Consider the following 23,136-nt stretch of genomic DNA (forward strand, 5'->3'; position numbering starts at 1 on the left):
CAACTTATGTGAATAAGACTATCAGGTGTCATAGCAATTTCTCACTGCTAAAGATGAAATAGATAGAACTAAATCGCATATAGAAACAATATACAAGCTCGTATTGATATAAAATAGCCTCTCGCTCTGATCTTAATGACCCGAAACATGAGGCTTAATATCGTTGACTTTTTTTCAACACATAGCGTATACCAACTCAACGCTAAACATTCTGAAAACTATACAAGCCGAAAGCCGTGTAAGCCGAAAGCTATACAAACAGAAAGCTATACAAACCAAGATTTATGCAGTCTTGGCCGTTGTTAAGTCTGCTTGTGCGCTATCTGACGATGTACTTAGCGCTGGTGCTGTCTTAGCATGCGTTAGATACAGAGGAATACAGGTAAACAATAATCCACCCACAAGGTTACCAAGAATAGTCGGGATTAGGTTGTAATTGAGCCAAGTTGCAATACCAAAATCCGCTCCTAGCATCATACCCAATGGGAACAAGAACATGTTGACAACCGCGTGTTCAAAAACAAGGGCGAAAAAGATAAAGATGGGTAGCCACATTGCAGCAATTTTGCCAGCAACAGTACGCGCTGTCATGTTGCCAATGACACCCAGACACACCATTAGGTTACAAAGAATACCGCGTACAAAACAGGTAATCCAACCGTTCACGCCAAGGTCTTCAAAGCCCACGGTTCGAGCAGTAGCCGCTTTAATAAATGTTTGCCCTACTGCGCCAGGTTCAACGCTGAAGTTCATCGTAAATGATAAAGCAATGAGAAAGGCAACGAGCAAAGAGCCCATCAAATTACCAAAGCCAACAAGCCCCCAACAGCGTAACACTCGTCCCCATGTAATACCTGGGCGTTTCTCAAACTTAGCCAACGGTGCTAGACCAAATACACCAGTTACAAGGTCGTAGCCCATTAAGCTAAGAATACAAAATCCTACTGGGAATACGAGAGCCCCAACAATACCAATACCTGTCTGAGTGATGGTTGTGATTGCTACCACCACTGCCAGCGAAAGTATAATGCCGGCCATGACACCGCGTAAAATCAGATCACGAGTGCTCGTTTTAACCTTGGCCTCGCCAACATCGATCATGGTTTGAACGAATTCAGCTGGTTTTAGATCATTCATGTTTATGTCCCTAAATATTAAATTAAAGTAAAAATTGGATAGGAAAAGGCTTCAGATCCGTACATTCAGTCACTAGCCTGAAGCCCTTGAACTATCAAATTTCTATGTTGGAAAACCTAGCTCCACAAAGTAAACCTTTATAATGAAAGCTCTACTGCGCCATTGTCTACTCGGGCTTTGTACGCTTTCACATTGAAGCTTTCGTCTTCCAAGCAAACGCCTGTTGTTAGGTTGAAACGCTGTTTTTTCAATGGGCTTGCTACCCACAACTCATCTTGATGCTGACAAATTAGGCCGCGCGACAAGACATTGGCACAGGCAAAAGGGTCGTGGTTACTGATTGCCAGGACATTTAAAGCGTCAGTAGGTCTAAAGATAGCGACCTGCTCGCCGTTAAATAAGGCACACACACCCGTTCCAGGAATGATATCGGTAATCTCACACACTTTTTGAAATGTTGCTTTGTTGATCGCCATGATTATTTCTCCGCTATGGTTTCAGTCAGTGCTACATGTAAGATGTCGCCTTTTACTTCTGGATACTTCTCGGTAAATGTTGCAGGACGGTGCTGCTCACGCGCTTCAACAAACACAACGTTATCATCACGTAAATCCGAATTGATAAAGTGAGAAAAACGTTTTAACTGAGACTTGTCATTGATGGTACCGGTCCACTCACAGCGGAAATTTCCGACTAAAGATGCTACATCTGCTTCCAATTGATCATTGATGCCGAGCTTATTGTCGACAATAACATCGCGTAAGTAATCAACTCCCCCCTCCAGGTTGTCCATCCATACCGAAGTACGTTGTAGTGGCGCAGCCGTGCGGATGTAGAACATCATGAATCGGTCGATGTATTTGATCAGCGTTTCTTGGTCTAGGTCGCTTGCCAGTAAGTCTGCGTGACGAGGCTTCATGCCACCGTTGCCACACACATACATGTTCCAACCTGCGTCAGTTGCGATAATACCTAAGTCTTTACCTTGAGCTTCTGCACACTCACGAGTACAGCCAGACACACCAAACTTCATCTTATGAGGAGTGCGGATGCCTTTGTAACGGTTCTCGATCATCACACCTAGTCCGACAGAGTCTTGAACGCCATAGCGACACCAAGTTGAACCGACACATGTTTTCGCCATACGCAGGGCTTTCGCATACGCTTGGCCCGTTTCGTAGCCTGCTGCGATTAACTTCTTCCAGATTACTGGTAAGTCATCTTTTTGAGCACCGAACAGACCAATACGTTGTGCGCCTGTTATCTTGGTGTACAAGTTGTATTCAGCAGCGACCTCAGCAAGAACAGACAAAGCTTTAGGTGTGACTTCGCCACCAGCCATCCTAGGAATGACCGAGTATGTTCCGTCTTTTTGAATGTTACCGAGAAAGTTGTCATTGGTATCATGAAGCTTAACGAGCTCAGGTTTAAGGATGTGCTCACCCCAGCATGACGCAAGGATAGAGCCAGCAAGAGGTTTACACACTTCACAGCCGTAACCTTTACCGTACTTCTCTAGTAATTCATCGAATGTTTTGATTTCTTCGATGCGAATTAGGTGGAAAAGCTCTTGGCGAGAGTAAGCAAAGTGCTCACATACGTCGTTCTTCACTTCAACACCCGCTTTAGCAAGCTCAGCGTTTAGTACTGAAGTTACTAATGGAATACAACCACCACAGCCAGTACCTGCACCCGTTACTGCTTTGATATCACCAATGGTCTGGTGACCTTCAGCAACCGCTTGAGCGATCTTGCCCTTAGTCACATCAAAACAAGAACAGATAACGGCAGATTCAGGAAGTGAGTCTGCGCCAAGTGTTGGCTTTTCAGCACCAGCGTGCGCAGGAAGAATCAACGCATCTGGGTGCTCTGGCAGGTCAATTTCATTGAGCATCAGTTGAAGAAGGTCGCCATAGTCGGATGTGTCACCGACCATTACCGCACCAAGCAGCTTCTTGTTATCTTCAGAAACGATGAGACGTTTATAAACTTCTTGCTCTTCGTTTTGGTAAACGTAGCTTTTACAACCAGGAGTACGACCATTTGCATCACCGATTGACCCTACTTTCACTCCCAGAAGCTTAAGCTTCGCAGACATGTCAGCACCTTCAAATGTGCTTTCGTTACCGACAACGTGGTCAACCGCTACTGTCGCCATCTTGTAACCAGGAGCCACTAGCCCATAGAACGTTTGGTTCCAAGACGCACATTCACCGATAGCGTAGATATCTTGGTCTGTCGTCTGACAGTGATCGTTAATCTCGATACCACCGCGAGGCGCAATACCTAGACCCATTTGACGAGCCAGTTTGTCTTGTGGGCGAATACCAGCAGAGAATACGATGAAATCAGTTTCTAGCTCAGTGCCGTCTGCAAAACGCATTACGTTACGAGCTTCAGTACCTTCAGGAGCAATTTCAAGCGTGTTCTTGCTTGTATGGACGTTTACACCCATACGTTCGATCTTTTGACGAAGCTGATTACCACCTGCAAGATCAAGCTGCTCTGCCATAAGCTTTGGAGCAAACTCTACAACGTGCGTCGTGACACCGAGTGCTTTAAGTGCGCCTGCTGCTTCAAGGCCAAGTAGACCACCACCAACAACAACACCAGATTTAGAATTCTTTGCCGTCGCTTCGATAGCTTTTAGATCTTCGATTGTGCGATAAACAAAACAGTCTTTACCTTCGTTGCCTTTGATTGGCGGTACGAATGGGAAAGAACCAGTAGCAAGAACAAGTTTGTCGTATTGAATTTCTCGACCAGTGCTTGAGTAAACGGTTTTCTTTTCACGGTTAACGTTAATAGCACGTTCACCGATCAGCATGTTAATGCCGTGTTTCTCGTAGAAACCTTCTTTAACTAAAGAAAGTTCGTCTGCAGTGTGATGTGAAAAGTAAGAAGAAAGGTGGACACGATCATACGCAACGCGGGGTTCTTCACAGAAGACGGTGATGTCCATTTTTGACACCTCTGTCTTTTCGACCAAATCTTCGATATAGCGATGACCGACCATGCCGTTACCGATAATGACTAGCTTCATCTTACTCATAGATATTCCCAACAATTATATTTCTTAGCAATCAATTTGCTTAACTGGCTGCATTTTGAAATATGAAAAATAATTAACACATGATGTAAATCAATTACGAACTTAAACAACCCTAAAGGGGTAGAAAGTCAGGTCGGTAAACGTACAGCTCGTCAACTGATTTGCATCTTCTTGTATTATTGATCTTTCAGCTGCTTGTCCCCTAACACGCTACACCCTACCGAGTCAGTGTTAGTGATGCACAATGCCTAACTTAATTACAGATCTGTAATATCCTTCCACATAGTCGGTATCTATGTCTTTAATGTGTTCAAATCCCAATTACGCCCTTAAAGGACTGGCTCACCGTACTGGCGCTAATAATGCATAAACATTGATATACGCACTATCAGGCAGGCGAGGAACGGGTTATGAAACGTCAAATAATTGTTCTAATCATCGGTATATCAAGCACTTTACTCGTTGGATGCGGCAGTATTACTCGGTATTTATTGCCAGTAGAAGAATTCGATATTGCCGCTTATTTAGGGACATGGTACGAAGTTGCCAGATTAGATCACCGCTTTGATCAGGGATTAACCCACAGCCGAACGCAATATACGATTGATGATGATGGAAGCATCAAAGTGGTCAACAGTGGCTGGAGCGAAGAAGATCACCAATGGAAAGAAGCGATCGGCAAGGCTAAACTGGCTGACGACAACACCGGTCATCTGCACATTTCTTTCTCTGGCCCATTTTATGGTAGCTATGTGGTCTTCTATCTTGAAGACGACTACTCAACGGCAATGGTAGCCAGTGGCGCAAATGAATTCTGGTTATTGTCGAGAACCAACGAGTTACCTGAGTACAAAATGAACAAGTATTTACGCATTGCCAAAAAAGCGGGATTTAGTACGGAACAGCTCGTTTTTCCCTTTGAACAAACGTACTAACAAACTGGGTGACGTGTTTTCTACAGTATAAAAATAAAAGGGACCAAACTGGCCCCTATTCTATTCTTCCGTTAAGCCATGTATTTGCAAACGGTACAATCAAACCCGCCGCCGTTAATGCTTCAAACCCGTCGCTTTTGCCACAGCAGCCACATCGTTCGAGATGTTAGCAGCAATACTGTGTAACTCTTCAAGCTCTGATTTGGTGAAAGGGTGAATCAAAATAGACTCCGCGCCATTTTTACCCACGATGGTAGGCAGACTCATGACGACATCTTTCAACCCATATTCACCGTTAATTAACGTCGCAATGGGTAGTACCGAACGCTCATCAATTTTAATCGCTTGAATGATTCGAAACACACTCGCAGCAATGCCGTGAGTGGTGTTTTGCTTTCGCTTAAAGATCTCATAACCGGCTTGCTTTACCGAGTCGAGTAACTCATCGGCATCAATACGAGCAAGATTATTGGTGTCACAGTAATAATCCGCAGGTTGCCCCGCAATGCTAATCAAGCTTTTTGGCGTAAAACAATTGCTGCCGTGCTCGCCAAGTACATAGCCAAATACATTCTTTGGGTCTAAGTTAACTCGATTTGCGACGATAGACATCAATCTCGCTGTATCAATAACACAACCACTGCTGATGACCTTATGGGCTGGGAAATCGGTATTTTTAACAATACAATGTGTGACAATGTCACATGGGTTACTGACAACAATTAGGGTTGCTTTGGGCGCGACTCGACTGACTTTTAAAGCGATATCAACACCAATTTTGGCATTAATTTCTGCCAAATCCATCCGTGTTTGTCCCTGCTTAATTTGCGCCCCTGCGGTAATAACAACGATATCTGCACCAATAAGAGACAAATAGTCGTCGCTGGCCAAAATATGGGTATTTTTAGAAAAGGTTAATGCTGCTGTGTGGCGAAAGTCCAGCACTTCGCCTTCTGCTCGTTCTAGGTTCTGATCAAGTACCACGAGTTCACTCACGCTTCCCAGTGTGAGTAAATAATTACAAATTCCAACACCCACTGAGCCAGCACCTATCACGCCGATTTTCATGTTCATTCCTTGAGAAAGAGTTTTATCACTGTCAATAGTCTACTAATACCCCTGCCATAAACGCTATTTTTATTTCAACGCTTGCGAACATTACAGAATTAAACACTAGTTTTTATCTCTAGACTGAAACTAACCAAATCTTAGCAGAAGAATCCACTGTCAGGAGAAAATCAAATAGCTTATGAGATAAGGATGATAGAGCATTCAAGCTAAACACCCGAAACAGTACAGAAGAAAAAGTGAAGGATGAAAATAGAAATAGAAGTGAAAGAAATAGCAAGGAAAACTCATTTAGCCTTGAGCATCTGGTTGATTTTCAGGCAATGATGCGATGAAAGCAGGGTGATCAGACAATGCTTTATCGATGGCACTGATTTTCGGAAACTCCGCCATGTCCACATCAAACCGACGCGCGTTATAGACTTGAGGAACCAAGCATACGTCCGCCAAGCTGATGGTATTGCCAACACAATATTCTTTAGCACTTTTCTTCAATTTTTGCTCAAACGCAGAAAAGCCAACGCTCACCCAGTGGCGATACCAATGCTTTTTTTGTTCTGCATCGGCGCCCAACTCGCGCTCTAAATATTGCAAAACTCGTAAGTTGTTGATCGGATGAATATCCATAGCAATATCTTGAGCCAATGCCATCACTTGATAACGCTCGATTCCTGCACTAGGCACAAGCTTAGGGCCTGAATAACAGTTATCAAGGTAGTCAATAATGGTGAGTGATTGTGACAAAATCACTTCTCCGTCCTTGAGTACCGGGACCAATTCACTAGCGTTTAGCGACCGAAACTCAGGCTGATGTTGCTCTCCACCTTGGTTAAGTAGATGGATCGATTGATGCTGATACATTAACTGTTTTAGGTTCAAAGCAATACGAACACGATACGCAGCTGATGAACGCCAGTATCCGTACAAAGTCATGGGAGCCATCGGCCTTTCCTTTTCATTCATTTCATTATCAACCGGAATGCTTTACGGAATTAAACTGTCTCAAATAATTTGGGGGTTTAGACAGTTAGGTTCGTTATATAATTAGGTGCGTTATATAGTTAGAGTCAGGGCGCCTTATAAGGCACCACTTTTTGTTCGATTGCTCCAAATATGCTGGCGCCTTGTCGGTTTTTCATTTCTATTTTTATCGTGTCTTGAAACTTCATAAAGGAAGTAGTGGGCTGACCGTCGCGGATCGTTTCAATCATTCTAACTTCAGCAATACAGGAGTACCCCACTCCACCTTCAGTAATTGCACTGCCGTGATCGGTTCCTTGTTTATTCGAGACCGTCCCAGAACCTATGATCGTTCCAGAGCAAAGAGGCCGTGTTTTTGCCGCATGAGCGATAAGCTGCCCAAAATCAAATGTCATATCAACACCAGCATTCGGACAACCAAAAAGCGCGTTATTGTAGTGAGATTCAAGAGGCAAATGGACTTTCGCGCCTTCCCACTCGGCGTCCAACTCATCAGGTGTGACGGCAACCGGAGAAAATGCGGAAGATGGCTTAGACTGATAGAAACCAAATCCTTTGCCTAATTCAGCTGGGATTAACCCTCGTAAAGAGACGTCATTGACCAACATTAATAAACAAATTGAGTTCGCCGCTTGCTTCGCATTCATACCCATAGGAACATCTGTCGTAATGACTGCGACTTCCGCTTCAAAATCAATCCCCCACGCTTCACTTTCTACAGGAATATCGTCCCTTGGTCCTAAGAACGCATCGGATCCCCCTTGATACATCAATGGATCACTCCAAAAGCTATCTGGGATCTCCGCCCCCCTTGCTTGGCGAACCAATTCAACGTGGTTGACGTACGCCGATCCGTCCGCCCAATGATAAGCACGAGGCAATGGCGATTCACATTGTTTGGAATCAAAGGCTATTGTGTCTGTCGCTTCCCCTTGGTTTAGCAAGTCGTATCTCGCTTTTAAAGGCGTCACGACATTTTGCCAATTATCTAAGGCACTTTGCAAAGTCGGCGCGATATCGGGAACAGAAACACATTGAGTAAGATCTTTACTCACGACAACTAATGTCCCATCTCTCATTCCATTTCTTAGTGTGGCTAACTTCATTATGTTTTCCCTCATCCCTGCTGGTTTTTCTTATTGCTGTCGTGTGGATTTCAAGCACCCTGATATTCTTACCGATCTTCTTGCTATGGTTTCTTGTTGTTTCTTGTTGGTTCTTCTTATCTTAGAAGGTACTTAACCGGCGTTTATTAAGTTGTGCGCCAGCTGTACACGTAGTCCTTGTTTTCAACGCCATCCACCGCTGATGTAAAGTGTAAAGCATGGCGCGTATCAATCATGACCGCCACTTCATCAGTAAATGTCTTCTTATGCTCTAACCCTGCTTTAAACGCTTTGGGGTGCGGTCCGTGAGTAAATCCAGCGGGATGGAAGGTCATCATGCCCGCTTCTATATTATCGCGGCTAAAGAAATCCCCTTGGTGATAGAACAGCACTTCATCGTAATCATCATTGTTATGATAAAAAGGCACTTTCAATGCACCCGGATCACTTTCGATTGGCCTTGGCACAAAGGTACAAACAACAAAACCCTCACCAACAAACGTAGTATGAGCCGAGGGTGGAAGATGATAACGGTGTGACATCAAAGGCCGAATATCGCGCCAGTTAAGCTTAACTACGCTAAGATCACCATGCCAACCAATAGCATCAAGCGGATTGAATGGATACGTGATCACACTCAGGCTATCGTGCCTTTTTACGACAACTTTCGTGGTTTCCTCGGAATATTGTGCTTTAAATGCCTCATCGATTGAGGGGATTTGCAAAACCGCAGGATCAAACAAAGCGTGGTTTCCTACAATCCCTTTTTCTGGAAAAGAATACGCCCCATCACTGTTTTCAATCATCAAAAAAAACAATGGCTCCTCGACTTCAATTCGCCACATTGTCGAGCGAGGAATCATGACATAATCCCCTTCAGCAATGTCTAGGTGGCCATAATCACAATAGAACTTCCCTTTGCCGCCGTGGACAAACAAGAGCTCATCCCCATCTGCGTTTCGGACTAACTCAGACATTGATTGCTCTAGTTGCCACACTCGAATTTTACACTGATCATTGTGAAGGACATTGGGCACAGACCAAGGGCTATCTTGAACCGCTGAAGTTAACTGCGTTAAATCGAAAGCTCTGGGTTTAAGATCACCTTGCCACTCCTGCCAATCGGTTGGGGCATGTTGGTGATGAAAGTGCGTCGCGGGGCCAAAAAAACCACTGCGGCCCGCTTCTCGTTCATAGATGCCTTGTTCGGGGAAATCAGCGTGTGCCTGCTTAGAGCTGATGCCTTCTTTATGAGGAAACGTAATCCATTTATTCATAGTAACCCCTATGATTTCACATCTTCTTTGTTAAGCACGCCTCGACGAATTTGGTCTTCTTCAATCGATTCAAACAACGCCTTAAAATTACCTTCACCAAATCCTTCGTTGCCTTTACGTTGAATGATTTCAAAAAAGACTGGGCCTATGACCGTTTGAGTAAAGATCTGCAATAAAATACCGTCTTTTTCCGGTGCGCCGTCTATCAGTATTCTCAACTCTTTAAGTTGCTCTAGATCTTCACTATGGCCTGAAACACGTTGGTTGACTTTATCGTAATAGGTATCGAGGGTGGGCATGAAATCCATTCCTCGTGAACGCAAAGTCCGCACCGTTTCGTAGATATCTTCTGTGCTCAGGGCAATGTGCTGAATACCTTCACCGTTATATTCTTTGAGATACTCTTCAATCTGTGATTTATCGTCGGATGATTGGTTAATGGGAATTCGAATTTTCCCGCAGGGCGCGGTCATGGCTCTGCTGGTTAAACCAGTGAGTTTTCCTTCAATGTCGAAGTATCGAATCTCTTTGAAGTTTCCAATGCCTTCATAGAAGCTTGACCAAACATCCATTTGACCTTGCATCACGTTATGGGTCAGGTGATCAATCTCAAAAAGGCCGACATCTTTTTGAGCCAGTCTTTCTTCCATATCTGGGTAAAAGTTGAAGTCAACGTCATAGATACTCTGGCTACCATAGCGATCCACAAAATAGAGCAGGCTTTTGCCAATACCATAGATAGCTGGAATACTGAGTTCCATCGGGCCGATTTCAGTTTTATATTCCTCTCCTCCATTTTTAAGAGCGTGCGCCATGGCTTGTGATGCGTCCTTCACTCGAAACGCCATACCACACACTGATGGCCCATGAAGTTTAGCAAAGGCTTCTGCTGGGCTATTAGGCTCGGCATTCACGATGAAGTTCACATCTCCCTGACGATACAGCCACGCCTGTTTTGAACGGTGCTTGGCTACTTCAGCAAACCCTAATGAACTGAATAACTGCTTTAGATCATCGATCCCTTTGCTACTGACTGCTGTGTATTCAACAAACTCAAATCCATCGGTTCCTAGCGGGTTACTTTTATCCAACATGGTCATTCCTTTTATTGGCTGTTTTGCTCCAGATGATTGGTACTCACTTAGATGCCTGTGCATTAGCTTATCTGCTTGTTTAGCAACTGAGCGCTTGTTCACTAACTTAAGTCAAAAGCCCGTTGCATTTGAACTTTATGGCCAAAATACTTAACCCCAATGGCCTCACCTAAAGATGTAATCAAAATGTTACATAAAGTGATAACCACCTTTATCACGCCAGCACTAGGAACAAATAAAGACAATATAAATCAATAATAAAAAATGAATTCATTCAATAACCAATCTACGACCAAGTGTTAAAACTCAAGTTACAGCCCTCACAAAGTGCAACATAATGTTTACATTTCGTGTAATTATGAAAAGACACTAACCAAACCCTTCCTTTTACTGCTCAGTTACTGGGCAAGAAAACAATTCATTGATTTATCGCAGGGTAATATGACGTGCTTCAAAGATAAGGTATCCCTTCCTGTTTCCAACGAGGTAGTACAATGACTCAAATAAACCAAGAAAGACTGGTTGAACACTTTTGCCAATTGATCAAAATCGACAGCGAATCTCGCTACGAACTCGACATATCGAAAACATTGGCCGAACAGCTGGGGGAGCTCGGTTTTTCTGTTCATAAATTGCCAGTCGCCGAGGAAATTTCCAATGGCTTCAATATTTATGCTCGTTTAGACGGAGAGTTAGATGACAGCGTGGTACTGAGTTGTCACATGGATACAGTGGCGCCAGGTAACAATATCGAACCCATTATTGAAGAAGGCATTATTCGTTCTAAAGGCGACACTATTTTAGGCGGCGATGATAAATCAGGTATTGCGGCCATTATGGAAGCGGTTCGCTGTATTCGATCTGAAAATATCGCTCATAAAACGATTGAGCTTGCTTTTACTGTCCATGAAGAAGGTGGGCTGCAAGGATCTAAACACTTTGATATGTCGTTCATTCAGTCCGATAAGGCCGTTGTGCTAGATTCTGGCGGCCCTATAGGCACCATCATCAACCGTGCGCCAGGTCAACAATCCATGACATTCACCATCAAAGGTCGCCCTGCACACGCTGGTTTAGCTCCAGAAGAAGGGATCAGTGCCATTGGCGTTGCAGCAGAAGCCATTACCAATATGAACCTTTTGCGTATTGATGAAGAAACCACGGCAAACATCGGTATTGTGGAAGGTGGACAAGCCACTAATATCGTCATGCCAGAACTGCGTATCGTCGCGGAAGCACGCTCACTGAATGCAGATAAGTTAGCCAACCAGGTGGAGCACATGGTAGCAACGTTTAAAGCAGCGGCAGACAAGCATGGCGCTGACATTGAACTGGAGTCTCAGCGCGCTTATGAAGCTTACGTCATTGCTGAAGACCACCCGCATCTTGTTTCCGTCAAACACTCTTTCGAGGCTCTAGGCTTGGAACCACAAACACAGCCGACAGGTGGCGGCAGTGACGCGAATAATTTCAATGAAAAAGGCCTGACAACCGTTAACCTTTCCACGGGTATGGCAAAAGTGCATACCACGGAAGAGTATATTGCTATTGAAGATCTGGTTAACATCACCAAGTTCATGAAGCACTATTTAACCGCCTAATCATGCAAAATCCGGCCATCAGTGGTCGGATTTTTATCTCTACTCTCCCTCCCCCCTTTTTGTCTAGCCTCTTAGTTTAGCCTCGATGCGATTGAGAAGAGTTTACTATTCATCAATACAAGCTATCTTTAACATTAGCACTCCAGTTTCTGCCAGCGATACTTTCACGCTCTCATGCCCTAAAGTGCTGGTATTAAAACGCGGTTATTGAAAGACTGAATGTTGTCAGGCTGCGTGTTATCAGAGTGATTTCTACAATAGTAAATCTCATAGAGATACAGAGGTGGTTTTTGAGGCAACGACGTCTAGGCATTGATAAGCAGCTCGTTTTATATACCGTTTTAGTGAGCGTTATTTTGGCACTCATCAACACCTCTATCCATTCTTACCTAAGTTATAAAAATAAACTTCAATTACTGACAGAAGATATCCAGTTACTCAAAGAAACCAGCTTACCTAGCCTGAGTTCGAGTCTGTGGTTTGAAGATAGAGAGCAGCTATCGATAGTCGCGACCGGGCTTTTGCGTTACCCTCATGTTGATTATATTAATATCACCCAGAGTACAGCGAGCAACAAGACAGACTCCCAAAACTCTAAAGAGCCCGTTATTGAGCTAGGCAAGCCTGTAGAAGGAGACTTCATCGAAACGAAGTGGAGCTTGACACATCAGAAAGGAGCAAAAGAATACCACCTCGGAGATCTTTATGTTCAAACGTCACTTTCCCCTACCTATGAACAATTAGCCCGTAATTTCTTACTATTGCTCATAATGAAAGCCATTGAGTCATTACTCATTGTCACCGCGATTTTACTGATTACTTTAAAACTGGTGGTACGCCCGCTCAAAACAATCAGTCAAGCCATGGCCGATTTTAACAACGGCCCACTGCCTAGTAAGATGACATTACCACCACGGGTATTCCAAGATGAAGTTCAAGATCTTTCTAACAACTACAATGCATGTATTAATCACCTCGCGCATAATTATCAGGAACTGGTTGAGGCAAGAGAAAAAGCTGAAATTGCGAATCAGAGGAAAAGTGAATTTCTAGCCAATATGAGCCATGAAATACGCACCCCAATGAATGGTATTATTGGTATTGCGGCACTATTGAAAGATCTTCCTGACACTCCCCAACAAATCGAATACCTGAATGTTCTCGATACTTCATCACAGAACTTGCTCAATATTATTAATGATATTCTGGATGTTTCTAAAATCGAAGCGGGCCATTTTGATATTGAGTACGTCCCTTTTGATGTTCACTCACTAATCCAACAACAAGCAGATGTCTTTAGCCTAAAAGCAAAACAAGCTGGGTTAATGTTTGAATGCCATATAGACATTGCGATTCCCGATGTGTTGGTGGGTGATCCAGTGCGGCTTACCCAGGTGCTCAATAATCTACTCAGCAACGCGACTAAGTTTACGCCTAAAGGCTCTGTTCATATTAATGTGCAACTCATAGAGCGTGACATAGAATACGCGACGATTTGTTTTTCCATTAAGGACACAGGAATAGGCATTGCTAAAAACAGACTAAACGATATTTTTGAGCAATTTCAACAAGCCGATGGAAGTACTACACGTAAGTTCGGTGGAACTGGATTAGGGTTAGCCATCAGCAAAAAAATCGTCGCGCTGATGGGGAGTCAACTCAAGGTCATCAGTGAACCTGAGTTAGGGAGTCATTTTTTCTTTGAACTTTCTCTCAAGATATCGGATCAGCAAACATCCAGTAAAACGTTAACATCATCCAATATCTGTGATTTTCCTTCCTCATCGACCCCTGAACTCCCCACTGAAGAGCAACTCACTACTGGGCACTACTCTAAAAAAGTACTCTCAAATAAACGTGTGCTATTTGCGGAGGATACTTTCATTAATCAGCAAGTGGTTAAAATCATGCTGATGAACATAGGCTTGAATGTCGATATTGCGAACAATGGATTGGAAGCGCTCAATATGTGTAAGACTCAAGAATATGACCTGATTCTGATGGATTGTCACATGCCGGAAATGGATGGCTACGAGGCAACAAAAGAAATTCGCTCTCAATGCCCTTGGAGTCAGAATATCGCCATCATTGCTCTCACTGCCAATGTCATTAGTGAAGGTCGACAAAAATGTTTCGATTCCGGAATGAATGACTTCGTTTCTAAACCCGTCACGCCCGATCAACTGCTCAATGTCTTGTGCAAGTATCTCCCTGATATTCTATTAGAGCCGACTGATAATGAGGAAGATAAAAAAAGGAACGACAACTAGCGACGAGCAACGCCTGTCTGCGATCAGAAATGAACGATAAGAACTTATTGATGTTTACTCTTTCATTGGCTGCTTGCTTTTTATTAGACCTGGCGCTTTATTAGGTATTTCTTTTTATTAGACATTTCTTTTTATTAGACATTGCCACAACGAAAATTTGAACTCACAGAAACTATAAAAACTGCTTTTCAAAATCCTTAGCATACAAAGGTTTTGAGAAGAGATAGCCCTGATATTTATTGCAGTGCTCATTTTTCAGCAGATCTAGCTGATCTTGTGTTTCTACTCCTTCAGCAACCACAACTTTCCCTAAGTTATGACCCATTTGGATGATCGTTTTTACTAACATATGGTCGGTGTGTAAAGTGACGCATTCGTCGATAAATGACTTATCGATTTTTAAGATGTCGATTGGTAGCTTTTTCAAATAGTTCAACGAAGAATACGCCACGCCAAAATCATCAATGGCGACCTTAACGCCAAGTTTTCGTAACTTTTCACACGTAGATATCACTTGTTCTGGCTGAGTCATTAACGTTGTTTCCGTTATTTCTATTTCCAATAATTCAGGAGGCAACTGGTTTGATGCCAACGCAGACGAAACCACATTGTAAATATCATCATGAACAAACTGAACCGTTGAGACGTTGACTGAAATGCACAGGTTGTGTCCGTCATTAAGCCACTTTTTCGCTTGTATACATGCTGTTTCTATCACCCATCGACCAATGGGAATAATTTGAGTACTTTTCTCAGCAATAGAGATAAAAGTGTTCGGTGGGATCATTCCTAATTCTGGATGTATCCAACGTATAAGAGCTTCAGCACCGACAATTTTATTCTCGCCGCAACTCACTTTAGGCTGGTACGCTAAACAAAACTGATCACTATTTAACGCCTGATTCAGCTCTCTTTCAATCTGATGCTCTCGGATTGTTTCATCAAGCAGCTCGGCGTCATACCACTGAATAACATTTTTGCCTTTCAGCTTAGCTTTATTTACCGCTATGTCGGCATTCTTACACCACAACTCGGTATCTCGTTGGGTATCGTCAAGCAATGCTACACCGATGCTATAGCCCAATTTATATGGGACGTTGCCAATAGGAAAGACTGGCTGATACACATGTTTGATCTGATATTCAACATTACTGATATTATCACCAAGGTCGCCTTGACCTTTAATGACGATAGCAAACTCATCGCCCCCTAACCGGTAGAGTTTTGTGTAGTCAAACAGAAGCGAGTCTAATCTTTTGGCAAATGCGGTTAACAGTTTGTCACCCTGTGTATGGCCCAAACTATCATTAACCGATTTGAATCCATCTAAATCAATATGGAATAACGCATAATCATATTCTTCATCTTCTTCTATGCTTTTTAACGCCGTAAAAAATGAATTCCTGTTTGGTAACCCTGTGAGCAGATCCATCATGCTGTCACGCTTGTAACGCAACATTTGATCACGAAGTTTGATCTGGTAATAGGTCATCACAGTAGCAAACGACGTAATCAGGAGCACCTCAATAGCGTCTTCAATAAACTCATCGAAATCACTGCTTGGAAGGTGAACAAAATAACTCAAAACTAATAACAACGCGGTTGCAATTGGCCAGAGAGATCCAGGAAAGATAATAATGTAGCAGATGGGCAAGAGTATGAAGCTTTCTTCGATGGCATCTAATTCTAACGGTTCAATATAGCCACCAACAAAGATCAATAATAGCGAGCTATTGGCCGCAATGATTTTTATGTTGTCATTTTTTGAAAAGTACGCAAGAAGCATCAAGGCAGGATAAAGGAGGTATAACCAATGAGCTATTTGGTGCTCCGTGACAAGTGTATAGGTGATAAGCAGTACAGAAAGAACAAAGACAACTTGAACAAGTCGATGAATATTAAAAACCTGTGACAAAACATGAGCCAATTTGCGCAAATTACCGCCTCTTAATATAGTGAAACCATTTATCTCGTCAATACATACTGATATTGAAAACTGTCATGGCTGAAGTGCTAACTAAAGTATAGGTAGATTTTTCGTATCAATGAGGATAATCAATAATTAAATGAGAAAGTTAGAGGCAATACACATTATTGTAAAGTAAGAGCCCCTAATATTGAGGCTCTGAGGAAAGTCACACAATTGAGACTGTCCTAAATTCTCTATCATTGGTCACTATAAGCCTAGATCATCAGATAGCGCTTTAATTTGTTCAAGATCCATTCTGTGGACTTGCAGCATTTGATCCACCTGGCTAAGGCGAGAATTCGCTTCATCTTGTTTATCACAAGAATCCGATGTCGCATCCCATGATGTGCCTTCTAAATAGATGTCACATTGCGCTTTTAGCGAGTCAATCACGGGCAGTAATTTTTCACGTTCTGTCTCTAAACCTTCCACTTCTTGCTTAATACGCAGTTCTTTTTGGAAAAGCTCTCTAGATCGTTCGAACATCGTTGCTTGTATATCCGCTTGTCGATTAAGCTGGTTATTTTGCGTGTCGGCATCAGATAGCTGAACCGCTTGATTCGCTAGCTGTGCATTCAGTGATAAGTTCGCTTTTTCTAGTTCGGTGACGAGTTGTTCGAGTTTCTCAACATCCGATTGATACTGTTCTTGTTGCTTTGTTAGCTCTAAGCTCAGTTGCTCAGCCAATTGCTCATCGACCATAGCAACCTTTTTTTCCACTTGAACTACCAGCTGCTTTTTATCTTGAAGCAGTATTTGATATTGATCTTCTAACTTATGGTATGTCTGTTCCCATTTTTTCGCGGTCGTCGCAGAGCCAATTAGCCCACCTGCTGCTAACCCCAGTAAACAAGCAATAACAATATAGGTGTAGGTTCTCTTATCACGTTCTTCGACCACAACAACATCGTCACCATCAAATTCTTCAGTCTCATTTTGCTTGTTCAACTTTCTCTCCTAGAAACCGTTATCGTGTTAGCTCGGCAATCATGACTGATCCTGCGTAAACTAGAAAGCTCACAACCAGAGTCACGATGATGCCTTTTTGGATTTTTTCATTGGTGCGATACCGAATCAAAACAAACGCCAGTGCAGAAATAAATACAATCGCAATTAACCTTGTCATCCCATTTCCCTCTTACATCGCGTACCTTCGTCATTGCCTTGTGACTGAGCCTAAGCGACGCAGACAGTTAGCATGTTCTTCTATTTTATACTATTTAGTCTGGCTGAATAAGATAAGAATAGGCTTTATGACATTTAACTGAAGAATATGTGTTTAGTTCATTTATTTTGCTCGTGACATCTCTTTTCCTTTTCCGTAGAATTCCCAGCGCAAATTACCATTATCAGGTAATTGTTCCGATGAAGACTGCAGGAGAGCGGTATTTAACCAATTATTAACAATTGGTTAGTGTTACCCACCGAAGAAGTAAATCTTTCAGGTGCTTTGTACTAGTGAAAATTAGAAAAGCGTGGACTGTAGTTGGAGGAACCTCTGGAGAGAACCGTACTACTTTGTTGTAGAAAGCGGTCGCCGAAGGAGCAAGCTTTGTGTATGCAAGGTGAAACTCTCAGGCAAAAGGACAGAGGAGTGGAAAGACACAATCGACCAACATCTATTCATAACAAAAGAATAGATGCTGTGTGATGCTTATTCAATCGTCACACCCTTTCCCTCTTCTCCTTATATTTTGTTTTTTTAAGGGGAAATCATGAACAATCTTCAATCTGTATTACAAACTATCGACCATTTTATTTGGGGACCACCTCTGCTCATTTTACTGGTAGGGACCGGTATCTATTTCACCTTTAGCTTAGGTTTACTTCAATTTAAGCACCTTCCTACTGCGCTAAAACTGGTGTTCACCAGAGACGCGAGTTCACAAAGTAAAGGGGATGTGTCGAGTTTTGCTGCGCTTTGTACCGCGTTATCTGCCACCATTGGTACCGGCAATATTGTGGGTGTCGCAACCGCCATTAAGCTCGGAGGCCCTGGTGCACTTTTCTGGATGTGGCTAGCGGCCGTATTTGGTATGGCAACCAAATATGCGGAATGTTTACTCGCTGTAAAATACCGTAAAGTGGATGACAACGGCCAAATGATCGGTGGGCCAATGTACTACCTTCAATACGGTGTAGGCTCTAAAGCACTCGCGGTGATGTTTGCGATTTCTGCGCTCGGAGTCGCCTGCTTTGGTATTGGTACTTTTCCGCAAGTGAACGCCATACTCGATGCTAGCGAGATTTCATTTGGCGTTACTCGTGAAATTTCAGCCCCAATCTTAACTCTATTGGTGGCAGGCGTGACACTCGGTGGAATTCAATCGATCGCTAAAGTGGCGGGTAAAGTTGTGCCTGTCATGGCGGTGTTCTACGTGGTTACCTGTGCCAGTGTTATCCTTCTCAATATAGACAAGCTTTATGACGCTGTCGCTTTGGTTTTTGTGTCCGCTTTTACCTCTTCAGCGGCTACAGGTGGTTTCTTAGGCGCAAGCATTATGCTGGCAATTCAATCTGGTATCGCTCGCGGTGTCTTCTCGAACGAATCGGGACTAGGCAGCGCTCCTATGGCTGCGGCTGCGGCAAAGACAGATTCCTGTGTCAAGCAAGGCCTTATCTCTATGACAGGGACTTTCTTTGACACCATCATCATTTGTACGATGACCGGACTGGCGCTGATTTTGACCGGTGCATGGCAAAGTGAATTCTCAGGCGCTGCCATGACAACGCATGCTTTTGCCCAAGGTTTGAACTCGGATACTTTAGGCCCAATGCTTGTTTCTATTGGTTTGATGTTTTTTGCCTTTACGACAATTCTTGGCTGGAACTATTACGGCGAACGATGCGTGGTTTATCTACTGGGTACAAAAGCGGTGCTCCCTTACAAAATCCTCTTTATTGCTTTAGTCGCGTCAGGTGCTTTTCTTCATTTAGATATGATTTGGATTATTGCAGACATTGTGAATGGATTAATGGCTATCCCTAACCTGATTGGTTTAATCGCCCTACGCCATGTGGTGATTGAAGAGACAAAACGCTATTTTTCAGCAGCAGTACACTCTAAAACAGTGGATGCTTTCTAAGCCAGAAAATATTTTCTAAGACAGTAAGTACCGCGAACTAAGATTAAAAACTAACGTTGTTATCAAAGGCAAACAGATTTCATTGTTTGCCTTTTTATTTGCCAGCTGACACAAACCATCCAATTAAGGTTCTATAATAGGCTCTTCTAGCATTAGCTTCACGCCTAACGCAACTAGCACCGCTCCCGTTGTGCCTTCCATCCACTTTAAGAATCGGACATTATTCAACAAAGACTTGGCGCGCACTAACACACTAGACAAACTGCATTGCCAAATCATTGCGATGACAAAATGAATTGATGCCATAAAGAGCGATTGCAATAACGCAGAACCTTGCGGGTCAATGAACTGGGGAAGAAACGCCAAATAAAACACCGCTGTTTTTGGGTTAAGGACATTTGATAAAAACCCCTCACGCAAAGAGCGCAAAGCATCAAGCCCACCGCCAGCAGTTTGCGTGTCAACGGCAGTAGGCACCGTGTTTCGAAGTGATAATAGACTGCTCGCCCCCAACCAAATCAGATACGCTGCCCCAACAAATTTAACAAACTGGAACAGCTCCGCAGATTGTGCCAAGACCGCTGAAATACCGATCGCGGAAAAAAGTGCATGTACATAAAGACCGCTACAAATACCAAAACTTGTCATCGCCCCATCAGACAATCCACCTCTTGTGGTATTTCTAATGACCATAGCCGTATCCAGCCCGGGCGTCAGAGTTAAGATCGTAATAGCAAGTATAAAAGCTTCAATATTTAAAATGAACATCAGAACACGGCTTAAATTTTACGTAATAAAGTAATCAAAATAGCAAGTTATCTTAAAAGATTCCACAGTAATAAAGAGTCTTTGGAAATATAAAAAAACAATAATCTAAACGCTTAAGCGTTATATTCACCAAGAATTGCATGGCGAATAAACAGTGTGTTTACCCCACTAAATGGCCTTGAGAATCAATTTAACATTGCTACACTGAGTATTCTTTCTTTCGTCACGAACGGCATACCATGACTGCATTCCAAAAATTAGTTGAACATTCAAAAACAATCTCTCATTTCAATCACCTTGCAGCGATTTGTGGCTGGGACCAAGCATCAATGATGCCTTCCGGTGGAAACCAAGCTCGCTCTGAAGCCATGGCGCAATTGTCTGTGCACATTCACAGCCTTTTAACTCAACCGCAACTTTCGGGATGGTTTGAACAAGCTGAATCTGAAGCACTGAGCCCGCAAGATACGTCATCGCTACGTGAACTAAAACGTCAATGGCAACAAGCAACGGTACTACCTGAAACACTGGTACAAGCAAAGTCGCTGGCAGGATCTCAATGTGAACATGCATGGCGAACTCAACGTAGCAACAATGACTGGCTTGGCTTTGAAAAAAACTGGGCTGAAGTCGTTAAGCTATCGCAAGAAGAAGCACAAATTCGTGCAGAAGCAACCGGGCTTTCCCCTTACGACGCCATGTTGGATATCTACGAGCCTGGCACAACATCAGCCTCGCTGGACATTTTGTTTGCCGATGTAAAAACGTGGCTTCCATCGTTAATTGATGACGTGATTGAAAAGCAAAAAACTGAGTCTTTCATTACCCCATCAGGTCAGTTTGAAACAGATAAACAAAAAGCGCTGGGGTTAGAAGTCATGAAACTGTTGCAGTTTGACTTTGAGCATGGCCGACTTGATGAAAGTGTCCACCCTTTCTGTGGTGGTGTCCCTTCTGATGTCAGGATCACAACCCGATACGACGAAGCTGAATTTGTGCAATCGTTAATGGGTATCGTGCATGAAACAGGGCATGCTCGCTATGAGCAAGGGTTGCCAAAACAACTCGCAGGCTTACCGTCGGGTGAAGCTCGATCTATGGGAATTCACGAATCTCAATCACTGTTTTTTGAAATGCAGGTGGGGCGAAGTGATGCCTTTATCCAACACCTCTCTAGCTTCGCTGGTAAACAATTTACCTCACACGATCCTGCACTGTTTGGCTTTGATAACTTCCAAAAATTGTACACGCGCGTTAAAAAAGATTTTATTCGTGTCGATGCCGACGAGCTCACCTACCCTGCTCACGTTATTCTTCGCTATGAGATTGAACGTGACCTGATGAACGGAAAAATCAAACATACCGATGTCCCTGAGCTTTGGAACCATAAGATGCAGCAGTATCTTGGCCTTTCTACTCAAGGTAATTTCAAAAATGGGTGTATGCAGGATATTCATTGGACAGATGGTGCGTTCGGCTATTTCCCTAGCTACACACTAGGTGCGATGTATGCCGCTCAATTCATGGCTGCAATGAAGAAAACAGTTGATGTCGATTCAGCAATTTTAAGCGGTGACCTCTCTCCAATTTTCTCCTGGTTATCAAAGAATATCTGGAGTAAAGGGAGCTTATCGGACACTGATACCTTAGTACAGCAAGCAACAGGAGAAACACTAAACGCTCAGTTTTTCAAAGAACATTTGATTAACCGCTACCTATAAGTAAGTTGAGCACCCACAGCATGAAATGGTAAAAATTGATTAATAAGCCTGAATGATCATTCAGTTTTAGAATCTCTTCTGGTGAAATACTCACAAAAAACCCCGCTATAGGGAGCGGGGAAATAACCAAAAATAAAACCTAATACATTAGAGAGCGAAGCTGAAACCAAGGTTATAATCTTCACCATTTTTTGCTGTAAACTCTTTATCTTCACTTGATGCATTTGTGCGACCGCTTTCATCGCTTTTCACCAAGCTAACCCAGTGTCTAATTCCAGACGAACGACTAGCGGTAGTTTGAGAAAAAGTAGTACATGTCTCTAGCTGAATATCTTCAATATCTACAAACTCTAAACAACCCGTGCCCTTGCTAGCACCTATCGTCACTTCAACATGTGTTCCGCTCTCATCACGAAATAGGATTGCTGTAGGCTTCGACTTGTCACCAGTGTAAGCCACAAAGTGTTTAGCGCGTTTCAAACCAGTGTGTTCGCCATTTTTGAAGTAAACCTGAATGTGTCTGTAGTCGATCTCATAGCTCACTGCGTCTTCATGAGATCCCGATTCGAGAGGAAATAGAGTATCAAGCAACTGTTTCGCCATTGTCTGTTTTTCTAGTTGCTTGTCTGCTTTCACCATTTCTACGGCAAAGACAGCTTCAGCAATAAAAGTAGAATGGTTTCTGTGAAGTTCTGTTTTGTCTAGTGTCAGCATATTCATAATCGTTCCCTCATACGGCTTTGAATTTTATGTAGGCCAAAAGTCCTGATTGACCCTTTTTAAAATTGTTCTTTACTGTGTAATTTCCATGCTTTTCATACTACCTTCATTTTTAAAACAATTTCACAACAAAAATTTCACACTGTGAATTTTACTAAATCGTTTTTTACACAAGCAGATATTTTTTGCCCCTAGCCCTTTATTTAACTGGGCTGAGAGCTCACTAGAATCACTTTTGCGTGTTGTTTGAATTTGTGTAATAGCCAACCCAACCCAGCGTATTATCGATTACTAGATGTTAGGTATGCTTAGTCTCGACTTTACTCGACGGCGGATTTAACCCAAAAAAAA

At 43.0% G+C, this 23,136-nt stretch carries 18 protein-coding genes and 1 riboswitch; of the genes, 5 read left to right on the forward strand and 13 right to left on the reverse strand.

Going from position 1 to position 23,136, the window contains the following annotated elements:
- Nucleotides 1-282: 282 nt before the first annotated feature.
- The 3 genes from A1QO_RS09545 to nirB all read right to left on the reverse strand — a co-directional run bounded on the left by A1QO_RS09545 (nt 283) and on the right by nirB (nt 4,189).
- Nucleotides 283-1,137: a formate/nitrite transporter family protein gene (locus A1QO_RS09545; RefSeq protein WP_017034082.1), complete on the reverse strand. Its 855-nt coding sequence runs from the start codon at nt 1,135-1,137 to the stop codon at nt 283-285.
- Between the two features lie 137 nt (nt 1,138-1,274).
- A complete protein-coding gene (gene nirD / locus A1QO_RS09550) occupies nt 1,275-1,613 on the reverse strand; it encodes a nitrite reductase small subunit NirD (protein ID WP_017034081.1) in 339 nt (112 codons plus the stop codon).
- 2 nt (nt 1,614-1,615) lie between these two features.
- Nucleotides 1,616-4,189, reverse strand: a complete 2,574-nt coding sequence (gene nirB / locus A1QO_RS09555; protein WP_017041233.1) for a nitrite reductase large subunit NirB — start codon at nt 4,187-4,189, stop codon at nt 1,616-1,618.
- Between the two features lie 410 nt (nt 4,190-4,599).
- Here nirB and A1QO_RS09560 point away from each other — a divergent pair, with 410 nt between their 5' ends.
- On the forward strand, nt 4,600-5,124 hold the full coding sequence (locus A1QO_RS09560) for a lipocalin family protein (protein WP_017039140.1): 525 nt from the start codon (nt 4,600-4,602) through the stop codon (nt 5,122-5,124).
- 114 nt (nt 5,125-5,238) lie between these two features.
- Here the strand turns inward: A1QO_RS09560 and A1QO_RS09565 are convergent, their stop codons facing one another.
- From A1QO_RS09565 to hppD, 5 genes are all read right to left on the reverse strand, one after another.
- Entirely contained in the window at nt 5,239-6,192 is a 954-nt protein-coding gene (locus tag A1QO_RS09565; protein ID WP_017034078.1) for a lactate/malate family dehydrogenase, read from the reverse strand.
- Between the two features lie 291 nt (nt 6,193-6,483).
- On the reverse strand, nt 6,484-7,134 hold the full coding sequence (gene maiA, locus A1QO_RS09570; protein WP_017039430.1) for a maleylacetoacetate isomerase: 651 nt from the start codon (nt 7,132-7,134) through the stop codon (nt 6,484-6,486).
- 125 nt (nt 7,135-7,259) lie between these two features.
- A complete protein-coding gene (locus A1QO_RS09575; protein WP_017041234.1) occupies nt 7,260-8,279 on the reverse strand; it encodes a fumarylacetoacetate hydrolase family protein in 1,020 nt (339 codons plus the stop codon).
- Nucleotides 8,280-8,425: 146 nt separating this feature from the next.
- Nucleotides 8,426-9,556 carry a homogentisate 1,2-dioxygenase gene (locus tag A1QO_RS09580; RefSeq protein WP_017034075.1) on the reverse strand — a complete coding sequence of 377 codons (1,131 nt, stop codon included), beginning with the start codon at nt 9,554-9,556 and terminating at the stop codon, nt 8,426-8,428.
- Nucleotides 9,557-9,564: 8 nt separating this feature from the next.
- Nucleotides 9,565-10,650, reverse strand: a complete 1,086-nt coding sequence (gene hppD, locus A1QO_RS09585; RefSeq protein ID WP_017039144.1) for a 4-hydroxyphenylpyruvate dioxygenase — start codon at nt 10,648-10,650, stop codon at nt 9,565-9,567.
- Nucleotides 10,651-11,144: 494 nt separating this feature from the next.
- On the opposite strand from hppD, the gene A1QO_RS09590 reads away from it, so the two are divergent.
- Together A1QO_RS09590 and A1QO_RS09595 are read left to right on the forward strand one after the other, a co-directional pair.
- Nucleotides 11,145-12,251: a M20/M25/M40 family metallo-hydrolase gene (locus A1QO_RS09590; RefSeq protein ID WP_017041235.1), complete on the forward strand. Its 1,107-nt coding sequence runs from the start codon at nt 11,145-11,147 to the stop codon at nt 12,249-12,251.
- A gap of 290 nt (nt 12,252-12,541) precedes the next feature.
- Nucleotides 12,542-14,521, forward strand: a complete 1,980-nt coding sequence (locus A1QO_RS09595; protein ID WP_017041236.1) for an ATP-binding protein — start codon at nt 12,542-12,544, stop codon at nt 14,519-14,521.
- Between the two features lie 172 nt (nt 14,522-14,693).
- Here the strand turns inward: A1QO_RS09595 and A1QO_RS09600 are convergent, their stop codons facing one another.
- The 3 genes from A1QO_RS09600 to A1QO_RS20440 form a co-directional block, all read right to left on the reverse strand.
- A complete protein-coding gene (locus A1QO_RS09600) occupies nt 14,694-16,457 on the reverse strand; it encodes a putative bifunctional diguanylate cyclase/phosphodiesterase (protein ID WP_017041237.1) in 1,764 nt (587 codons plus the stop codon).
- A 240-nt stretch (nt 16,458-16,697) separates the two neighbouring features.
- A complete protein-coding gene (locus A1QO_RS09605; RefSeq protein ID WP_017041238.1) occupies nt 16,698-17,438 on the reverse strand; it encodes a hypothetical protein in 741 nt (246 codons plus the stop codon).
- Nucleotides 17,439-17,457: 19 nt separating this feature from the next.
- Complete coding sequence (locus A1QO_RS20440; protein WP_017034069.1) at nt 17,458-17,616, reverse strand: hypothetical protein; 159 nt, start codon at nt 17,614-17,616, stop codon at nt 17,458-17,460.
- A 362-nt stretch (nt 17,617-17,978) separates the two neighbouring features.
- A riboswitch (glycine riboswitch) is annotated at nt 17,979-18,090 on the forward strand.
- Nucleotides 18,091-18,205: 115 nt separating this feature from the next.
- Here A1QO_RS20440 and A1QO_RS09610 point away from each other — a divergent pair.
- Nucleotides 18,206-19,576, forward strand: a complete 1,371-nt coding sequence (locus tag A1QO_RS09610; RefSeq protein ID WP_017041239.1) for an alanine/glycine:cation symporter family protein — start codon at nt 18,206-18,208, stop codon at nt 19,574-19,576.
- A gap of 123 nt (nt 19,577-19,699) precedes the next feature.
- Here A1QO_RS09610 and A1QO_RS09615 read toward each other — a convergent pair whose 3' ends face one another.
- Nucleotides 19,700-20,344, reverse strand: a complete 645-nt coding sequence (locus A1QO_RS09615) for a LysE family translocator (protein WP_017034067.1) — start codon at nt 20,342-20,344, stop codon at nt 19,700-19,702.
- Between the two features lie 239 nt (nt 20,345-20,583).
- On the opposite strand from A1QO_RS09615, the gene A1QO_RS09620 reads away from it, so the two are divergent.
- Nucleotides 20,584-22,065 (forward strand): carboxypeptidase M32, encoded by a 1,482-nt coding sequence (locus A1QO_RS09620; RefSeq protein WP_017041240.1) that lies wholly within the window; start codon nt 20,584-20,586, stop codon nt 22,063-22,065.
- Nucleotides 22,066-22,212: 147 nt separating this feature from the next.
- On the opposite strand, the gene A1QO_RS09625 is transcribed toward A1QO_RS09620, so the two are convergent.
- Entirely contained in the window at nt 22,213-22,785 is a 573-nt protein-coding gene (locus tag A1QO_RS09625; protein ID WP_017034065.1) for a malate synthase, read from the reverse strand.
- Nucleotides 22,786-23,136 lie beyond the last annotated feature (351 nt).

The organism is Vibrio genomosp. F10 str. ZF-129, from assembly GCF_000287055.2.
In the GTDB taxonomy this organism is placed as follows: domain Bacteria; phylum Pseudomonadota; class Gammaproteobacteria; order Enterobacterales; family Vibrionaceae; genus Vibrio.